This window comes from Bacillus sp. MYb209 (genome assembly GCF_002975175.1).
GTDB lineage: Bacteria > Bacillota > Bacilli > Bacillales > Bacillaceae_G > Bacillus_A.
Genome location: NZ_PCNZ01000015.1, coordinates 59,282 through 76,013, shown reverse-complemented (window position 1 = coordinate 76,013; position 16,732 = coordinate 59,282). Strand labels below are relative to the sequence as shown.

Here is a 16,732-nt window from a genome sequence, read left to right as displayed (position 1 = left end):
GAAAAGCGATTCTCGCACCTTCTCTATTATGTCGTTTCCCTATCTACCAAATTTGGTAATAACTCTACATGTTTCACATCTATTTCCTCATCATTAATCTTTTCATATAATAATTCAAATGCCTTTACACCAACATTTTTACTAGAATGCGAAATCGTCGTAATACCTAATATATCTGCCACCTCTTGATCATCACATCCGATAATCGTAATATCCTCTGGGATACGAATTCCTTGTTTTTTCGCCTCCGTTACCATTCCTGCAGCAATATGATTGCAAGATACAAGAAACGCCGTCGGTTTTACAGACATACGAGCCCATTCCCTGACTACATTGCGCCCATCTTCCACCGTAAAACATCCTTTAAACTTCCAGGCATCTAACGGTGTTACAGCAATCTGTTGAAGTGAATCCTCATAAGCTTGTTTCCTTCTTTGACTATTAATGCTGTTACTTCTTCCAATGCAATATCCGATACGTGTATGACCAGCATCTATTAAGCTTTTCATCCCGCGCAAAAATACTTTGTAGTAATCAATATGTACACTCGAAATGAAATTCGAATCCATTTCCTCACACATCACAATTGGACCAAACTTCGTATACTCTTCAAGTTTTTCCTTACTATTTGTCCGTGAACATATAATTACTCCATCAAGCTTTTTCATTTTTAACATATGTAAAATTTCAAGCTCTTTTTCTTCACTATAATTTGTCTGGCAAAGCATCATATTATAATTGTTCTTTGCGGTTTCCTTTGATATCCCCCCAATAATAGCACTATAATATTGATCATTTACGTGCGGCAATAATACGCCAATTACATTCGTTTTTCCTTTCACTAAATGAATAGCATTCACATTTTGCGTATAATTTAATTCTTCTATAATCGTCAAAATTTCTTTTCGTTTCTGTTCATTCACGTACGGATGATTATTGAGTACACGTGAAACAGTTGAAACAGATACCCCAGCAAGTTCAGCAATCTTTCTTATATTAGTCATCTCATTCTCCCCTATTCGCAGAAATTCTCTCTTGACCTGGTAAGCTTTCCACAATATATCCTTTCCTAGCAAATACATTTTGAAAGGATATACAACTATGCTTCGATTCAAATTAGAATATATATTTTTTATTGGCGGTCTACTCATTCTCGCCATCGGTATTAATATGATGACGACAATTACTTCCTTTGGACTTAGCCCTTATGATTCCTTCTTTATTGCACTATATCAAAATTTTGGGATAAGTATTGGTTTTTGGATTTTCATGATTAACTTTGTTTTTACCCTGATCGTACTCTTTTGGGACAAAAAACAAATTACAATCGGCACAATTGTCACAATGATTCTTATTTCTCTTTTTGTTGATTGGGTTGGTTCTATTACGACTATTATGGACGCTATCCGCTCTCTTCCAAAATATATAACACTTATTTGCGGAAATCTATTCGTCGGAGCTGGGATCGGTCTTTACGTCTCTACAAACCTTTGCGCGGCACCTCAAGAGGCTTTCGTTTTAACTGTTGCTGAAAAAAAGAAATGGACATTTAGAAGAACGGAAATTTCATTAGCTTTTTTATTTTTAACATTAAGCTTCTTATTAGATGGACCAATCTATTTTGGAACAATTATCTTATCCTTTACAACAGGTTGGATTATTCAAGCATTTATTCAAGTTGGTACGCAAATTTTAAATAGAAAAAACCCTATTAAGCAAGCCGCTTAATAGGGTTTTTCGTTTTATTAGAAGAGATACTACTTAGCATCTCCTTCAATTCGATAGTTTGCTTTCACACAATCTATTTCTTCATACGATTGCAATGTATGTAGAATGTACTCATAATCCGCAAGAGAAGCACGATGCGTCACAATTACGATTTCTGCTTTCCCTTTCTCTTCAAGTGGCATTTGAATAATCTTTTCAAAACTAACACCGCGCTCAGAGAACAATGATGTAATTTTTGCAAATACACCAATTTCGTCTTTCACATGAAGCCTTAAAAACTTTTTCACAACAATTTCATCTGGCTCTTTTAGTACCTTTTTATACTGCGGGGATACCGCACTATTTCCGTTTACACCTAGCCTAATATTTTGCATTACAGCAACTAGGTCAGAAACAACAGCTGTCGCTGTCGGTAAGCTTCCTGCTCCCGGACCATAAAACATCGTTTCTCCTACCGCTTCACCATACACATAGACAGCATTATATTCATTTTGCACTGCCGCAAGAGGGTGTGCATTTGGAAGTAAAGTCGGCTCAACTGTAACCTCTAATTTCTCGCCATCTCGCTTTGCAAGACCAATTAATTTAATTGTATAGCCTAAGCTCTTACTATATTCAATATCTTCTGCTGTAATAGAAGTAATTCCTTTTACCTTCACATCTCCAAGCTCTACATTTGTAGAGAAACCGAGAGTAGCCAAAATCGTCATTTTTCTTGCTGCATCTAAACCTTCTACGTCTGATGTTGGATCTGCTTCTGCAAATCCAAGCTGCTGAGCTTCTTTTAACACGTCGTTATATGCTCTCCCTTCGTCTGACATTTTCGTCAAAATAAAATTTGTCGTTCCATTTACAATTCCCATTACTTTCGTAATAAGATCTGAAGAAAGTCCTTCTACGATGCTTCGTAAAATTGGAATCCCTCCAGCTACACTTGCTTCGTAAAATAAATCAGCCTTGTTATCTTTTGCTACCGCTAAGAGTTCCGCTCCGTGTAACGCCATTAAATCTTTATTTGCAGTCACAACGTGCTTTCCGCCTTTTAAAGCTTGCAAAATATATACTTTTGCATCATCGATCCCGCCCATTACTTCGATGACAACATCAATATTAGGATTATCTAAAATTTCATTCACATTTTGTGTTAATAGAGTAGGAGGCACGTCGACCTCTCTCTCTTTCTCAATGTTTTGCACCAATACTTTCGTTACTTTCACTGGACAACCTACTTGGTGTATAAGTCGTTCTTGATGATCTGTAATAATACGAACTACACCACTACCAACTGTCCCAAGACCTAATAACCCCACTTGAATTTCTTTCATAATACTGTCCACCCCTCAAAAATTGTGTTTAGATGAATTATATAGACGAAAAATCAGAAAAACAATTAATTTAGAACATTCGGAAAAATAAAGGTTAATCTTTACAAGAAAAACGCTACCACGTGTTACACAATCTTTATCCCGCATTAACGGGCAGTAAGACTCCCACCTCGAAATTCGGCGAATGCGAGGAAGTTAGATGGGAGATCAACTGCCCGTAAAAGCCCGATTGGTGAAGGCTAATAATCAGTGGGGGATGAAAAAAAAACCCACTGATTAAAGTTTCACTTTATTTACAATATATAAGGGGTTTCTTGATACACATAATAATTCAGCCAATTAGAGAATAATAAGTTCCCATGACTCCTCCACCTAACAAGTGGCTTCTCATCTGGATTATTATGTTTAAAATAATTTTTTGGCACATCAATGTTTAACCCTTTTTGGCAGTCCCGCTCGTATTCTTGCTTTAACGTATCACAACTATATTCACTATGTCCGAGTGCGAAAACTTGCCTTCCCTCTTGCCCAATAGCAAGATGAACACCCGCTTCTTCAGAATTGGCTAATAACGTTAATTCTTTCACTTTTTCAATGTCGCCCTCTCGTACTTCTGTATGACGAGAATGCGGAGCAAAAAACACTTCATCAAACCCTTGTAACAATTTCACATGTTGCTCGCGAACCTCATGTTCAAATACACCAAACATTTTTTCCGCAAGAGAATACTTCGGCACACCATAGTGATAATACAAACCTGCTTGTGCCCCCCAGCAAATATGAAGCGTCGATGTTACATTCGTTTTTGAATACTCCATAATACGTCCAAGCTCTTCCCAATAATCTACCTCTTCAAAAGAAAGAGTTTCAACTGGTGCTCCTGTAATAATGAGTCCATCAAATTTTTCATTCTCAATATCACGAAATGTTTTATAGAAGCTCGTTAAATGGTCCTGCGCTACATTGCGAGACAGATGCGATTCCATATGAAGTAAATGAACATCTAATTGCAACGGTGTATTTCCAATTAAACGAAGTAATTGCGCCTCTGTTTCTTGCTTTGTAGGCATTAAATTTAATATAGCAATTTTCAAAGCACGTATATCTTGTGTTACTGCTCGCTCCTTCGTCATTACAAAAATATTTTCCTTCTGCAATACTTTGCGAGCTGGTAAATCTTTATCAATTATGATCGGCATGTTGTTTGCCTCCGACTAGCGCCGCTTCTAAATCTGCAATAATATCAGAAACATCTTCTATACCGACCGATAAACGGATTAAATCAGATGTAACGCCAGCTAAACGCTGATTTTCTGCGCTTAATTGTCTGTGCGTCGTACTAGCAGGATGTATTACACAAGTTCTTGCATCAGCTACATGCGTTACAAGAGTTGCAAGTTTTACATTTGCGATAAATTCTTTTGCTGCTTCTAATCCGCCTTTAATACCGAAAGTTAAAACTCCACTAGCACCTTTTTTCAAATATTTTTGTGCTAACGAGTAATTTTCATTACTATCTAACCCCGGATAATTCACCCATTCAATACGATCATGATTAGCAAGCCACTTAGCAACTTCGAGAGCATTTTCACTATGACGCTCCATTCGTAAATGCAATGTTTCCAGGCCAATGTTGCTAATATATGCATTGAATGGGCTCATACAGTTTCCGTAGTCTCTTAATAATTGAACACGCGCTTTCACAATATACGCTGCTGCTCCAAAATTTTGAACATAGCTTACGCCGTGATAACTCGGATCAGGTTCGACAAGCTCAGGATATTTTCCATTTGTCCAGTCGAAGTTCCCTCCATCTATTACAATGCCGCCTAGAGAACTTGCATGGCCATCAATATATTTCGTTGTAGAATGGACAATGATATTTGCCCCATGTTCAAACGCCTGGCATAAATAAGGCGTCGCTAATGTATTATCAACGATAAAAGGTACTTCTAATTCTTTTGCTGCCGTTGAAAGTTCTTTGAAATTCAAAACGTTCATTGCTGGATTTCCTAACGATTCTGCATAAACGAGTTTTGTCTTATCATTAGCAAGTGCCGCAATTTCATCTGCCGTTAAATTAGGATTAAAGAACGTAACATCGATGCCAAGCTTACGCAAACTCACTCCAAATAAATTAAACGTTCCTCCGTAAACAGTTGAAGAACAAAGTAAATGGTCTCCACTACTGCAAATATTTAAAACCGCAAGCATAATAGCTGCCTGCCCAGAAGCTGTTGCAACAGCCCCTACACCGCCTTCTAAATCTGATAACTTCTGCTCAAATGCAGCTAGAGTAGGATTTCCAATACGCGTATATATATATCCTTCTGCCTCTAAATTAAATAGTGCTGCTAAATCATCTGACGTATCGTATTTATACGTTGTACTTTGATAAAGTGGCAAAACACGCGGCTCACCATTTTTTGGCGTATAGCCACCTTGCACACAAATCGTTCCTTTCCCCCATGATTCTCCCATCTCTCATTCTCCTTTCTTTTATCCCCCTATTTGCGGGCAGTAAGACTCCCACCTCAAAATTCAGCGAATGCGAGGAAGTTATGCGGGAGATAACTGCCCGATTGGTGAAGGCTAATAATCAGTGGGAGAGGGACAAAACCCCCACTGATTAAAGTTTCACTTTATGCAAAATAAAAAACTACCCCTTTCCTGAAAACAAGAAAGGAGCAGTTTGAAAACACGCTCTAAAGGCTCTTTCTTATCTCTCAGGATTATTACCTGCAGGATTTGGCACAATTCCGTTATTCGGCTGTTGCCAAGGTTTCATCGGGCCTGTCCCTCCACCTTTTCTTGATAAGACTATGCAATTACCGTTGATTTTATAGCAATAATTTCCTGATGTCAAATGGTTTTTCTGAATGTTCTAAATTAAATGTAAGGAATTTAATATAAACAACAAAAGAAATATATTCCATATTTATTTGAAAAAGACCTTTTAAAAACTCCGATCAATATATAGAATTAAATAAGTGGTTTAACCGCGTTGGTTTCAAATTTTCATGAGATCTCAATATATTGAATAAGCCAACCCCTCAAAAAGATACTATATATATTCAATTCATTTCACACTAGCATATTCAATCCTTTCTACATTAAAACTTACATAACGGAGGTACAACATGACAAATAAAAAGGACATGCACTATATACTCGTCCTATATGGCATTCTTTTAGGCTCTATAGTAGGAGCTACAGTCTGGTTATTTTTAGTTACAATAAATATCGGAATTCACTTTATTTGGGGATACTTACCTACTATTTTCTCTTCTCCCCCTTATTACACCGTTTGTGTAACAATCATCGGTGGTATCCTCGTTGGTTTAACACAAAAATACTTCGGTACATATCCACGCCTTATGCCGGAAGTGATGGCTGAATATAAAAAAACAGGTAGAATTGAATACAGTTTTGTACATAAAGCTACTTTAACTGCGATTATCGTTTTAATATTTGGAGCTAGTTTAGGCCCAGAAGCAGCACTTGTTGGAATTATCGGTGGACTTTGTACATGGGTAGGAGATCGCTTTAAATTTGCTTTAAAAGGGATGAATGAACTAACAGAAGTTGGAATTGGTGCTACTTTAAGTGTAATTTTTAATGCACCATTATTCGGTTTCTTAGCTCCGAATGAAAATGAGGGTGAACAAATTAACGAATTTTCTAAAGGAAAAAAAGCAATTGTATATTTAGCTACCACTTTTGCTGGTTTTTCCGTTTATTTATTGCTTAGTAAACTCGATAATCGTGGATCCTTTATTGTTGATTTCGGGGAAGGTTCCCTTTCTCTTAATGAATGGATCGCCTTTCTACCACTTGCTAGCATTGGTGCTATAGTTGGTTTCTTTTATTTCAAATTAGAATTCACATTAGAGAAATTAATCCACCCCTTCAGGGAATACAAGGTATCACTTGGAATTATAGGCGGTATTTTATTAGGAGTTACAGGAACTTTTCTCCCGTATACGTTATTTTCAGGGGAACATCAATTAAAAGATTTAGTCGTTGAATGGAGCCATTTATCTTTCTGGGTACTACTTCTTTCAGGGGTTTTAAAATTATGTATTACTGCCGTTTGTTTAAATACGGGTTGGCGCGGCGGACATATTTTCCCAATTATATTTGCTGGATCAAGTATCGGATATGCTATAGCTTCTATTATCCCTATAGATCCAATAGCTTCTGTAGCCATCGTCACGACAGCTATTTCAAGCTATGCATTAAGAAAACCAATAGCTATAACATTACTATTACTCATGTTTTTCCCGCTCAATTTATTATTACCGATGCTCGGGGCGGCGGCAATTGGTAATGCATTTCCGCTTCCTAAACATAACGAAACTAAAAATTAATACAAATAGGCAGTGGGGACAAAAGTTCCACTGCCTATTTGTATTATACATGCTGCTTTAATAGTGCGTATAATTCTTCAAACTTATGCACTTCATATGTTGGCACCATCTCGCTATCATTTGATTTCTTTTCTGGATTAAACCAACAAGTATCAATTCCTGCTACATATCCACCTTTAATATCGGCGCTTAACGAATCCCCAATAATGAGCCCTTCTTCAGAAGCGAAGTTAGGAATACGTTCAAAAACATAATCAAAATACTCTTTCATCGGCTTTTGGAATCCCGTATCTTCAGAAACAAAAATATCTTTAAACAATGCATGTAATCCTGCATTACGCAAACGTTTATCTTGCGTCTTAAAAATACCGTTTGTCACTATATATAAATCATACTTACTTTGAATTTGATTTATAAATTCAAACGCACCCTGCATGAGTTGGTTTCCTTCTTCTAAGTAGCTACGATAATTATTTTCGAATAATATTCCATCTACTTCTTCCCCGTACTCTTTAAACAAAATGGAAAATCGTGTATTTACAACTTCATTTCGCGTTATTTCACCTTTTTCAAAAGAACCCCAAAGACTTTTATTTATTTTGTTATAACGATCCTCTATCTCATCAGTTAAAAGAAGCTCCTTCTCTTCAAAAAGCATCCGTAAAGCAATTTTCTCAGCCTTTTGAAAATCTAGTAACGTATCATCCACATCAAATAGCAATGTTTTATATTTTTTCATAAACCCCTCACACCCTCTTTTCTACAAAAACAAATTTACATAAATCGTATCATTCTTCCTTGTAAAAATAATAGGAGATATCTCATACTACAAACAGGGGTGAAAATATGAAAACCAGCAAAAATGAGAAAGAAATTTATCAACACATGCAAATTCACCAATTTCATACTCTTTTTTCCTTTAATGTCTTACCATATGTAGAACTGCATTCTTTTCAAAAGAAAGAGATGATATGTAATGAGGGAATCGACCTCTCTTATCTCTATTACTTAATTTCCGGGAAAGCAAAAATATATATGAGTCATAAAAACGGGAAGGTTTCATTAATTAATTTTATTCAAGCACCTTCGTTCATTGGGGAATTATGATTAATTGGCGTAGAATCCGTTACAAAAGCAGTTGAAGTGATTGAAGATTGTATTTGCTTAGCGCTTCCTCTTAAAGATTGTCAGCACCTTTTATTGCAAGATGCTACCTTTCTACAGAAACTATGCAAATTTATTGGAGAAAAAACAATTACCCGAACGGAAAATTACGCCAAAAACTATAGTTATCCGTTCGAAAATCGATTAGCTGCGTTTATTCTATTAACGGAACAAAATAATTGCTATATGGAAAAACATACTGAGGCCTCAGAATACTTGAACGTCAGTTACCGCCATCTTTTATATGTATTAAACCAGCTTTGCCAGCAAAACTACTTAAAAAAAGAAGGAAGAACCTATTACATACAAAATCGAATTCAATTAGAGAAACTGGCTGACGAACTTAAAATATAAAAAAAGCAGCATTAACGTTTACATGTTAATGCTACTTTTTTCGAGTGACGATTATGTTTTTAATTAAAATTTACTTGCTACTTTAGCCGCTTCTTCAAGACCTGCTGTAATGATTTCTTCTGCTTTATCTGGGAATTGGTTATGTCCTTCAATAACTACCGTTTCCATATTTGTTGCGCCGAAGAAGCCCATCATGCTTGCTACATATTTAACAGCCATTTCTACTTCAGCTGCTGGTCCTTCAGAATATACGCCGCCGCGTGCATTTAATAAAGCAATCTTCTTATCTCCAATAAGCCCAACTGGACCTTCTGGTGTATATTTAAACGTTTTACCAGCACGGTTTAAATAATCAATATACGTGTGTAATACGGCCGGAATCGTTAAGTTCCATAATGGGAAACCGAAAACTACTTTATCAGCTTCTAAGAATTGATTTAAATACTTATCAGCAACTGCTACCACTTTTGCTTCTTCTTCTGTTAAATCAAATCCTCTACTTGCTTTGAATGTACCATTAATCATATCTACGCCTACATATGGTAATTCTTCTTTATATAAATCAAGTTCTACTACTGTATCATTTGGATGTGCTTCTTTATAGTTTGCTAAAAATGCCTCGTATAATTTCACACTAACTGCTTGTTCCGCCGGACGGTTGTTTGCTTTTACAAATAAAACTGTTGCCATTGTTTTTCCTCCTACTACTCACTCTTATGTTGTTATATATCACTTACGAAAAAGGGTACTCCCTTATAATTGTTGTTGCTTACAAATACATTTTATCTTTATATCAAGACAATTTCGTCCTCACATAGACGTATTTTTCCATAAAAAAAGTCCACCTTCTAAAGGCGAACTAGGTCTTACGACTTTCGTCTTATACAATTCCATTTTTCACTGCATATAATGCTGCTTGTGTGCGATCAGATAAATGTAACTTACTCAAAATACTACTCATATGAGCTTTTACCGTTTTTTCTGTAATAACTAAAACAGAAGCGATTTCTTTATTACTCATCCCTTTCGCCAATAGCTGCAATACTTCATTTTCTCTCGCTGTTAACACATCCACTTGAACGGAAGGTTCTTCTTCTTTTTCTTCCTCCGGTAAAGTTTGAGAAAGAAGAGCATTTGCTATATCTGGATGTAATTGAATATTACCTTTATACGCGCTTCGAATCGCTTCAACAAGTTGATCTGGTTCCACATCCTTTAAAATATATCCACTTGCCCCAGCTTTTAATGCTGGCAATACATGTGCTTGATCAGAAAAACTAGTTAATACAATTACTTTCACGTTTGGATATTCTTTTTTAATACAAGCTGTTGCCTCAATTCCATCCATCTCAGGCATATATAAATCCATTAATACAACATCTGGACTCGTTTCACTTACTTTTACTAACGCTTCTTTCCCATTGTTTGCTTCCCCGACTAATTCGAAGTCTTCCTGTGTACTTAGAAAAAATGCTAATCCTTTTAACACAACTGTATGATCATCAACTAATAATACTTTTATTTTCACAAACTTCCCTCATTTTCACATCATAATGGTACATTTACTTTTACACTCGTTCGTTTTTTACTACTTACAATTTTAATCGTTCCACCAACTAACTCTACTCTTTCGCGCATCGTAGTCATACCGAGCGATTTCTTCTCTTTTACATCCTTTTCTACAAACCCATTTCCTTGATCCACTATTTCTAATGATACATTCTTCTCTGTCACTTTGAAATAAATCGTTGCTTCTCTTACATCAGCATGCTTACTTACGTTATTTAAAGCTTCTTGTCCAATTCGCCATAGCGCTTCTTCTACTACGCGCGGCAAATCACGCACACCTGTAACTTGTTCCCGAATTTTCAACCCTAAACTTTCACCATATTGCTTTAAAGCTGGTAATAACCCTTTCTCTAATCCAGCCGGACGGAGTTGCCAAATCAATGTCCTCATTTCTTTCAAGGCGCCTTGTGCTAATTCACGCATCTCATGCAAAGACTGGTCTACCTTTTCATTTTTACCCTTTAAAACAGCTTCAGCGCCTTTCGTCATAAAGGTTAATGAAAACAACTTTTGTGACACAGAATCATGTAAATCTCTAGCTAAACGATTACGTTCTTCCATTCGTACAAGTTCACGACGTTTTTCATTTAATCTTAAGTTCTCTATCATTAACGAAATATGATTTGCTAACGCTTGTACTACATCTATCGTATTTATATCAAATTCTCCATTATTAGAACTTACACTTAATACTCCAAATATATGATTTTGAATATGTATCGGAATAGCGATAACTGCCCTATTGGGATGCTCTATATTACCAACCTGACGCTTCAACAAGACAGACTCTTCTTTTTCCAACGCTTCCTGTGCTGCTGCCCTCAAATCATCTTGTAGTTCACCCTTCTTATAAGAAGCTCTCACAGCTAGTTCATTTTCTTCTCTAATAAAGAATGCAACTTGCTCCCATAGAAATAAACTCCCTATTTGCTTTACAATCTCTTCTGGTAATGCATTAAATTTATGAATTGTCCTTAAAGCTTGAATAAAGCGTTCTAACTTTACATAATAATGAGCTCTTCTCTTTTCATTTTCATACAGTTTTGTACGCTTTAATGCCGTTCCAATTTGAAAGGCAACTGATTGTAATAGTACTAATTCTTCTTCAGAAAAATGCGTTTTACCTGGGCTAGCTACATTTAATACGCCAAATTCGTCTCCACCTGCTTTGAGCGGTACTGTCGCATGATGTACAATCCCTTCTGTATCTCCCCAGTTGTATTCAATTGCATTATTAATTCTCTTACATTCAATAATATTAACTGCTCGCTCTAATTTCCCTTCCACAAAGCTGTGTAGGCACCAGCAATTCCCTTCACACATTGGTCGTTTATTTTCGAATTTCAATCCCTCTGGTAATTGGTAATCAATTAATTTTGTATATCTACCATTTTCATCCGCAAGGAAAATCCATCCTGTCGTTAAACCAGTTACATTCAATAGTTTTTCTAACACAGCTTGAAGTACGTGATATGTATCATTTGAGGTATTCAACGTTTCTGCAATCTCTTTCAATATAACTAATTCATTTGTACGATTCTCTTGAAACATAATTCGTCTCCTACATACAAGATTTTAAATAGTACTTAACATAAATCATCTACTTTTCACTTTGTACTTATTCGTAACATTGATATAATAGTGAAAACATAGTTTTCATTATATCACTTGAGGGGGCTTTCATAATGACATTAAATAAAGCACTTACAATCGCTGGTTCTGATACAAGTGGCGGTGCTGGTATACAAGCAGATTTAAAAACATTCCAAGAACTTGGCGTATATGGGATGACATCACTTACGACAATCGTAACAATGGACCCACATAACGGTTGGGCACATAACGTATTCCCAATCGCAGCTTCTACATTAAAACCACAATTAGAAACAACAATTGAAGGCGTTGGCGTAGATGCTTTAAAAACGGGTATGCTTGGATCAGTAGAAATTATCGAAATGGTTGCGGAAACAATTGAAAAGCACAATTTCGAAAATGTAGTAGTTGATCCTGTTATGGTATGTAAAGGAGCGGATGAAGCGTTACATTCTGAAACAAATGACTGCTTACGTGACGTTCTTGTTCCAAAGGCATTAGTTGTAACGCCAAACTTATTTGAAGCATACCAATTAAGTGGTGTGAAAATTAATTCTCTTGAGGACATGAAAGAAGCTGCAAAGAAAATCCACGTTTTAGGTGCTAAATACGTACTAATTAAAGGTGGTAGCAAACTAGGAACAGAAACTGCTATTGATGTATTATATGACGGAGAAACATTCGATCTTCTAGAATCAGAAAAGATTGATACGACAAATACACACGGTGCAGGTTGTACATATTCTGCTGCAATTACAGCAGAACTTGCAAAAGGAAAAACTGTGAAAGAAGCAGTAAAAACTGCGAAAGAATTCATCACAGCTGCAATTCGTCATTCATTTAAGATTAACGAATATGTAGGACCAACACATCACGGTGCATACCGCAAATTCGTTGCACCGAAAGAACTTGTCTAACATAAAGCTTTTTATTCATAAATTTAAACATATATTAAAACCCACAGAACATTTATTGTTCTGTGGGTTTTAATTATTTTGCAGAAATGTTTTAAAGTACTTCCCGAATTTCTATGATGCTGAACTAACTTTGTTTCTACCATTTCTTTTTGAATAATATAACGCATCATCCGCTGATTGAATAAATTGATCAGGTGATTTTTTATACTCTGAAATCCCGACAGAAACTGTGATTTTAATTTTCTTTCCATTTTTCATTTGGAATGAATGCTTTTCAACAGCTAATCGAATTTGTTCCCCTATACGAATTCCAAATGCTAATCCCTTTTTTGGTAACAACAGGGCAAACTCTTCGCCACCCTTTCGAAAGACTAAATTTGGGAATGGTGCATTCTTTAGCAAAATACGTCCTACTTGTTTTAATACTTCATCCCCAGCAGGATGGCCGTATGTATCATTTACATACTTAAAGTGATCAATATCGATAAGTAATAAACAAAGTGAATCATTTTTCATATACTCGTTACCAATATGGCGATTCATCTCTAAATCAAACTGCCTTACATTTCCTAGATTCGTTAATGCATCTATCGTTGCATAATGCCTCATCGTTTGAAATAATTCATTCGATTGCAATACGTAACTTGTACTTACAAATGTGATGTATGCCGCTACAATACAACAAATTAAATATAATGCCACTACATATAGATCCTTAAATAAAATATAAAGTGGTAGTATTAAAATAGACAAACTGTACACATTAAACCATATCCATTTTGTAAATATAGAAATCTTCATCCGCCAAATGGGGGTAATACCAATCCCTATTGCCACGATAGTATAGCAAGCCAATTCAGATGCTAAAGAATACTCAGTAAAAAATACCCGCGTTATTAAAATGATCACAACTGTTATACTACTAGCTATTGGGCCACCAATTATAATTGCCAAAACAACAGCTAAATAACGTAAGTCCAACATAATATCTTCAATATGTACACCAAAATGCATCAATAATATACTTAATATTCCAGTTAAAATACCGACCAAACATTTCTGCAAAAAAGAGAATCCTTCTTTTAATGGCTTATCTCTTAAAAACTGAGCACCCACAAAGATAAAGGAAAGAATGATTGTCCTATTTACAAATAGATCTCTGAACATAAACTAATCTCCCTACTTTTTCTTTTCCATCTATCCCTTTCTATATGTTATTGTATTACGAAATCCCTATAATTCCCAAACTTTTTTGTTTTATTGTTCCACGTGGAACAGCAAAAAGCAAAATAAAAAAGGAGACGAAATTTCGTCCCCTCCATTAACAACATCGCGATATCTTTCCGCCTTTTGCATTAAATCTAGCTTCTTGTGCCTCAGCAAAAAATTGCTTTTGACATAGAATTTTCTCTTCTGGATGATGTACTTTCATGTGATTTACATACGTTTCATAACTTGGAACTCCGACAAGTAAACTAATAAATTGCTTTCTCTTTCCCCATACGTTCCGTAAACTTTTAAGCATAGTTCCTCGACTCACTTTCATCTCTTGGAATATATGGTGCCTCTTTTAACGGCATTGGCTTATTTCTTAATACCTGAATCCAAATTCGAAGTGCAGAAATTAACACAGCAATTACAACTATCATAAAAATTCCACAAAGTGCCGCATCAATATAGTCATTAAAAATAATTTGTTTCATTTGCGCAACATTTTTAGCTGGAGCTAATACCTTCCCATCATCTAACGCTCCCTGAAATACTTTCGCATGTGATAGAAATCCTATTTTAGGATTTTCATGAAATAACTTTTGATAACCAGCTGTCATCGTTACAATAAGTAATCCTACAGTCGGAATAAGCGTTACCCATACGTATGCCTTTTTCCCCATTTTGAATAAGATTGTCGTTCCAAGTAATAATGCAATCCCCGCTAACATTTGATTTGCAATACCGAAAAGTGGCCATAGCGTATTAATTCCACCAAGAGGATCTACCACCCCTTGATATAAAAAGTACCCCCACCCTAGTACGCATAGTGTTGTAGCTACCACATTTGCTAATGTTGAATCTGTTTTCGCAAACGGCTTATATACATGACCTAAAATGTCTTGAATCATAAATCGCCCTACGCGTGTTCCGGCATCAATCGTTGTTAAAATAAATAGTGCTTCAAAAAGAATAGCAAAATGGTACCAAAATGCCATCATCGCCGTTCCGCCTATTACTTGCGAAAATATATACGCCATACCAATTGCCAATGTTGGTGCACCACCTGTACGTGATAAAATGGTCTGTTCTCCGACATTAACAGCAAGTTCTTTTAATTCATTCGGTGTAATAGCAAATCCCCATGAAGAAATAACTTGAGCTGCTTGTGATACATCCGTTCCAATTAGCGCTGCTGGGCTATTAATTGCAAAATAAGTTCCCGGTGTTAATACACAAGCTGCAATCATAGCCATTGCCGCTACAAACGACTCCATTAACATCGCTCCATAACCGATTGGCCTTGCGTGGCCTTCTTGCTCAATCATTTTCGGCGTCGTGCCTGATGAAACGAGAGCGTGGAATCCCGACACAGCACCACAAGCTATTGTAATAAATAAGAACGGAAATAAATTCCCCGAGAAAACAGGCCCTGTTCCATCAACAAATTGAGATACTGCCGGCATCTGCAAATCTGGAGCTACAATTAAAATACCAATTGCTAACCCAAGTATCGTCCCTATTTTTAAAAATGTACTTAAATAATCACGTGGCGCAAGAAGCATCCAAACTGGTAATGCTGATGCAATGAATCCATATACGATAAGCATAATAGCAATTGTCTCACCACTAAAAGTAAACATACTTGCAAGTGTCGGATTTTCCGCCACATATTGTCCTCCAATAAGAGATAAGACTAGTAGAACAATACCGATTACTGATCCTTCTCCTACTCGTCCTGGCCTAATGTAACGCATGTAAACTCCCATTAAAATAGCAATTGGAATCGTTGCTGCGATTGTAAACATTCCCCATGGGCTTCCAACAAGTGCCTTCACAACTACTAAAGCTAATACCGCTAATAAAATAATCATAATACCTAAAATACCAATCATTGCAATTAATCCTGTAACAGGACCAATCTCATCTTTAATCATTTCTCCTAATGATTTACCATTACGTCTCATTGAAGCAAATAAAATTACAAAATCCTGTACAGCTCCAGCAATGACTACCCCAACAATAATCCAAATTGTCCCAGGTAAATACCCCATCTGTGCCGCCAAAATCGGTCCTACTAAAGGACCTGCCCCTGCAATCGCTGCAAAGTGATGTCCGAATAAAACCCATTTATTTGTCGGAACATAATCCTTGCCATCATTTAACGTATGAGCAGGTGTTTGTCTATTATTATCTAGGCCAAAAACTTTCCTCGCTATAAATCTACTATAAAAGCGATAAGCAATCGCATACACTGATACAGCAGCAACTAATAGCCATACAGCATTAATTGTCTCACCTTGCGATAACGCTATTACACCAAAAGCCGATGCTCCTAGCGCTGCAATAACTCCCCAAAGTAAAATTGATTTCAATGTTTTCACATACAATCCCCCCATTACTACTTCTTAGTGGAGATTGTACTAAATTTTCTGAATACTTTACTTAAATCCTCCTTATCATGAAGGATTTTTAGATTATCATGTTAAAATTCTCTCATTAC

General features: G+C 36.2%; 14 protein-coding genes, 1 pseudogene and 1 riboswitch. Of the genes and pseudogenes, 4 read left to right on the top strand and 11 right to left on the bottom strand.

The window, feature by feature from the left end:
* Positions 1-26: 26 nt before the first annotated feature.
* On the bottom strand, positions 27-1,004 hold the full coding sequence (locus tag CQZ94_RS19960; protein WP_105586765.1) for a LacI family DNA-binding transcriptional regulator: 978 nt from the start codon (positions 1,002-1,004) through the stop codon (positions 27-29).
* Between the two features lie 97 nt (positions 1,005-1,101).
* Here CQZ94_RS19960 and CQZ94_RS19955 point away from each other — a divergent pair, with 97 nt between their 5' ends.
* Positions 1,102-1,728 carry a YczE/YyaS/YitT family protein gene (locus CQZ94_RS19955; protein WP_002159723.1) on the top strand — a complete coding sequence of 209 codons (627 nt, stop codon included), beginning with the start codon at positions 1,102-1,104 and terminating at the stop codon, positions 1,726-1,728.
* Between the two features lie 29 nt (positions 1,729-1,757).
* Here CQZ94_RS19955 and CQZ94_RS19950 read toward each other — a convergent pair whose 3' ends face one another.
* The 3 genes from CQZ94_RS19950 to CQZ94_RS19940 all read right to left on the bottom strand — a co-directional run bounded on the left by CQZ94_RS19950 (position 1,758) and on the right by CQZ94_RS19940 (position 5,534).
* Positions 1,758-3,053 carry a homoserine dehydrogenase gene (locus tag CQZ94_RS19950; RefSeq protein ID WP_105586764.1) on the bottom strand — a complete coding sequence of 432 codons (1,296 nt, stop codon included), beginning with the start codon at positions 3,051-3,053 and terminating at the stop codon, positions 1,758-1,760.
* Positions 3,054-3,346: 293 nt separating this feature from the next.
* The gene (gene metA / locus CQZ94_RS19945; RefSeq protein ID WP_105586763.1) at positions 3,347-4,252 is read right to left on the bottom strand and encodes a homoserine O-acetyltransferase MetA; all 906 of its coding nucleotides are present in this window, start codon (positions 4,250-4,252) and stop codon (positions 3,347-3,349) included.
* Positions 4,236-5,534 carry a bifunctional O-acetylhomoserine aminocarboxypropyltransferase/cysteine synthase gene (locus CQZ94_RS19940; RefSeq protein ID WP_105586762.1) on the bottom strand — a complete coding sequence of 433 codons (1,299 nt, stop codon included), beginning with the start codon at positions 5,532-5,534 and terminating at the stop codon, positions 4,236-4,238. The genes metA and CQZ94_RS19940 overlap by 17 nt, the downstream gene beginning before the upstream one ends.
* 235 nt (positions 5,535-5,769) lie before the next feature.
* Positions 5,770-5,874: riboswitch (SAM riboswitch) on the bottom strand.
* A gap of 319 nt (positions 5,875-6,193) precedes the next feature.
* Between CQZ94_RS19940 and CQZ94_RS19935 the strand changes: the two genes are divergently transcribed.
* Positions 6,194-7,423 (top strand): chloride channel protein, encoded by a 1,230-nt coding sequence (locus CQZ94_RS19935; protein WP_105586761.1) that lies wholly within the window; start codon positions 6,194-6,196, stop codon positions 7,421-7,423.
* Positions 7,424-7,466: 43 nt separating this feature from the next.
* Here the strand turns inward: CQZ94_RS19935 and CQZ94_RS19930 are convergent, their stop codons facing one another.
* On the bottom strand, positions 7,467-8,162 hold the full coding sequence (locus tag CQZ94_RS19930; protein WP_105586760.1) for a YjjG family noncanonical pyrimidine nucleotidase: 696 nt from the start codon (positions 8,160-8,162) through the stop codon (positions 7,467-7,469).
* 107 nt (positions 8,163-8,269) lie between these two features.
* On the opposite strand from CQZ94_RS19930, the pseudogene CQZ94_RS19925 reads away from it, so the two are divergent.
* A pseudogene (locus CQZ94_RS19925) lies at positions 8,270-8,941 on the top strand (transcriptional regulator YeiL).
* Positions 8,942-9,004: 63 nt separating this feature from the next.
* Here CQZ94_RS19925 and CQZ94_RS19920 read toward each other — a convergent pair.
* From CQZ94_RS19920 to CQZ94_RS19910, 3 genes are all read right to left on the bottom strand, one after another.
* Positions 9,005-9,631: an FMN-dependent NADH-azoreductase gene (locus CQZ94_RS19920; RefSeq protein ID WP_000246731.1), complete on the bottom strand. Its 627-nt coding sequence runs from the start codon at positions 9,629-9,631 to the stop codon at positions 9,005-9,007.
* 190 nt (positions 9,632-9,821) lie between these two features.
* The gene (locus tag CQZ94_RS19915) at positions 9,822-10,469 is read right to left on the bottom strand and encodes a response regulator (RefSeq protein WP_105586759.1); all 648 of its coding nucleotides are present in this window, start codon (positions 10,467-10,469) and stop codon (positions 9,822-9,824) included.
* Positions 10,470-10,489: 20 nt separating this feature from the next.
* On the bottom strand, positions 10,490-12,061 hold the full coding sequence (locus tag CQZ94_RS19910; protein ID WP_105586758.1) for a GAF domain-containing sensor histidine kinase: 1,572 nt from the start codon (positions 12,059-12,061) through the stop codon (positions 10,490-10,492).
* Positions 12,062-12,195: 134 nt separating this feature from the next.
* Here CQZ94_RS19910 and pdxK point away from each other — a divergent pair, with 134 nt between their 5' ends.
* The gene (gene pdxK, locus CQZ94_RS19905) at positions 12,196-13,020 is read left to right on the top strand and encodes a pyridoxine/pyridoxal/pyridoxamine kinase (protein WP_105586757.1); all 825 of its coding nucleotides are present in this window, start codon (positions 12,196-12,198) and stop codon (positions 13,018-13,020) included.
* A gap of 111 nt (positions 13,021-13,131) precedes the next feature.
* Here the strand turns inward: pdxK and CQZ94_RS19900 are convergent, their stop codons facing one another.
* The 3 genes from CQZ94_RS19900 to cstA form a co-directional block, all read right to left on the bottom strand.
* Positions 13,132-14,187: a diguanylate cyclase gene (locus CQZ94_RS19900; RefSeq protein WP_105586756.1), complete on the bottom strand. Its 1,056-nt coding sequence runs from the start codon at positions 14,185-14,187 to the stop codon at positions 13,132-13,134.
* A 154-nt stretch (positions 14,188-14,341) separates the two neighbouring features.
* Positions 14,342-14,545: a YbdD/YjiX family protein gene (locus CQZ94_RS19895; RefSeq protein ID WP_002113158.1), complete on the bottom strand. Its 204-nt coding sequence runs from the start codon at positions 14,543-14,545 to the stop codon at positions 14,342-14,344.
* Positions 14,538-16,613, bottom strand: a complete 2,076-nt coding sequence (cstA, locus tag CQZ94_RS19890) for a carbon starvation protein CstA (RefSeq protein ID WP_105586755.1) — start codon at positions 16,611-16,613, stop codon at positions 14,538-14,540. The genes CQZ94_RS19895 and cstA overlap by 8 nt, the downstream gene beginning before the upstream one ends.
* Positions 16,614-16,732: the final 119 nt, after the last annotated feature.

Excerpts from the sequence above, each read along its gene's own strand:
- CQZ94_RS19960 (WP_105586765.1), bottom strand. The coding sequence starts at position 1,004 with ATGACTAATATAAGAAAGATTGCTGAACTTGCTGGGGTATCTGTTTCA.
- CQZ94_RS19955 (WP_002159723.1), top strand. The coding sequence starts at position 1,102 with ATGCTTCGATTCAAATTAGAATATATATTTTTTATTGGCGGTCTACTC.
- CQZ94_RS19950 (WP_105586764.1), bottom strand. The coding sequence starts at position 3,053 with ATGAAAGAAATTCAAGTGGGGTTATTAGGTCTTGGGACAGTTGGTAGT.
- metA (WP_105586763.1), bottom strand. The coding sequence starts at position 4,252 with ATGCCGATCATAATTGATAAAGATTTACCAGCTCGCAAAGTATTGCAG.
- CQZ94_RS19940 (WP_105586762.1), bottom strand. The coding sequence starts at position 5,534 with ATGGGAGAATCATGGGGGAAAGGAACGATTTGTGTGCAAGGTGGCTAT.
- CQZ94_RS19935 (WP_105586761.1), top strand. The coding sequence starts at position 6,194 with ATGACAAATAAAAAGGACATGCACTATATACTCGTCCTATATGGCATT.
- CQZ94_RS19930 (WP_105586760.1), bottom strand. The coding sequence starts at position 8,162 with ATGAAAAAATATAAAACATTGCTATTTGATGTGGATGATACGTTACTA.
- CQZ94_RS19920 (WP_000246731.1), bottom strand. The coding sequence starts at position 9,631 with ATGGCAACAGTTTTATTTGTAAAAGCAAACAACCGTCCGGCGGAACAA.
- CQZ94_RS19910 (WP_105586758.1), bottom strand. The coding sequence starts at position 12,061 with ATGTTTCAAGAGAATCGTACAAATGAATTAGTTATATTGAAAGAGATT.
- pdxK (WP_105586757.1), top strand. The coding sequence starts at position 12,196 with ATGACATTAAATAAAGCACTTACAATCGCTGGTTCTGATACAAGTGGC.
- CQZ94_RS19900 (WP_105586756.1), bottom strand. The coding sequence starts at position 14,187 with ATGTTCAGAGATCTATTTGTAAATAGGACAATCATTCTTTCCTTTATC.
- CQZ94_RS19895 (WP_002113158.1), bottom strand. The coding sequence starts at position 14,545 with ATGCTTAAAAGTTTACGGAACGTATGGGGAAAGAGAAAGCAATTTATT.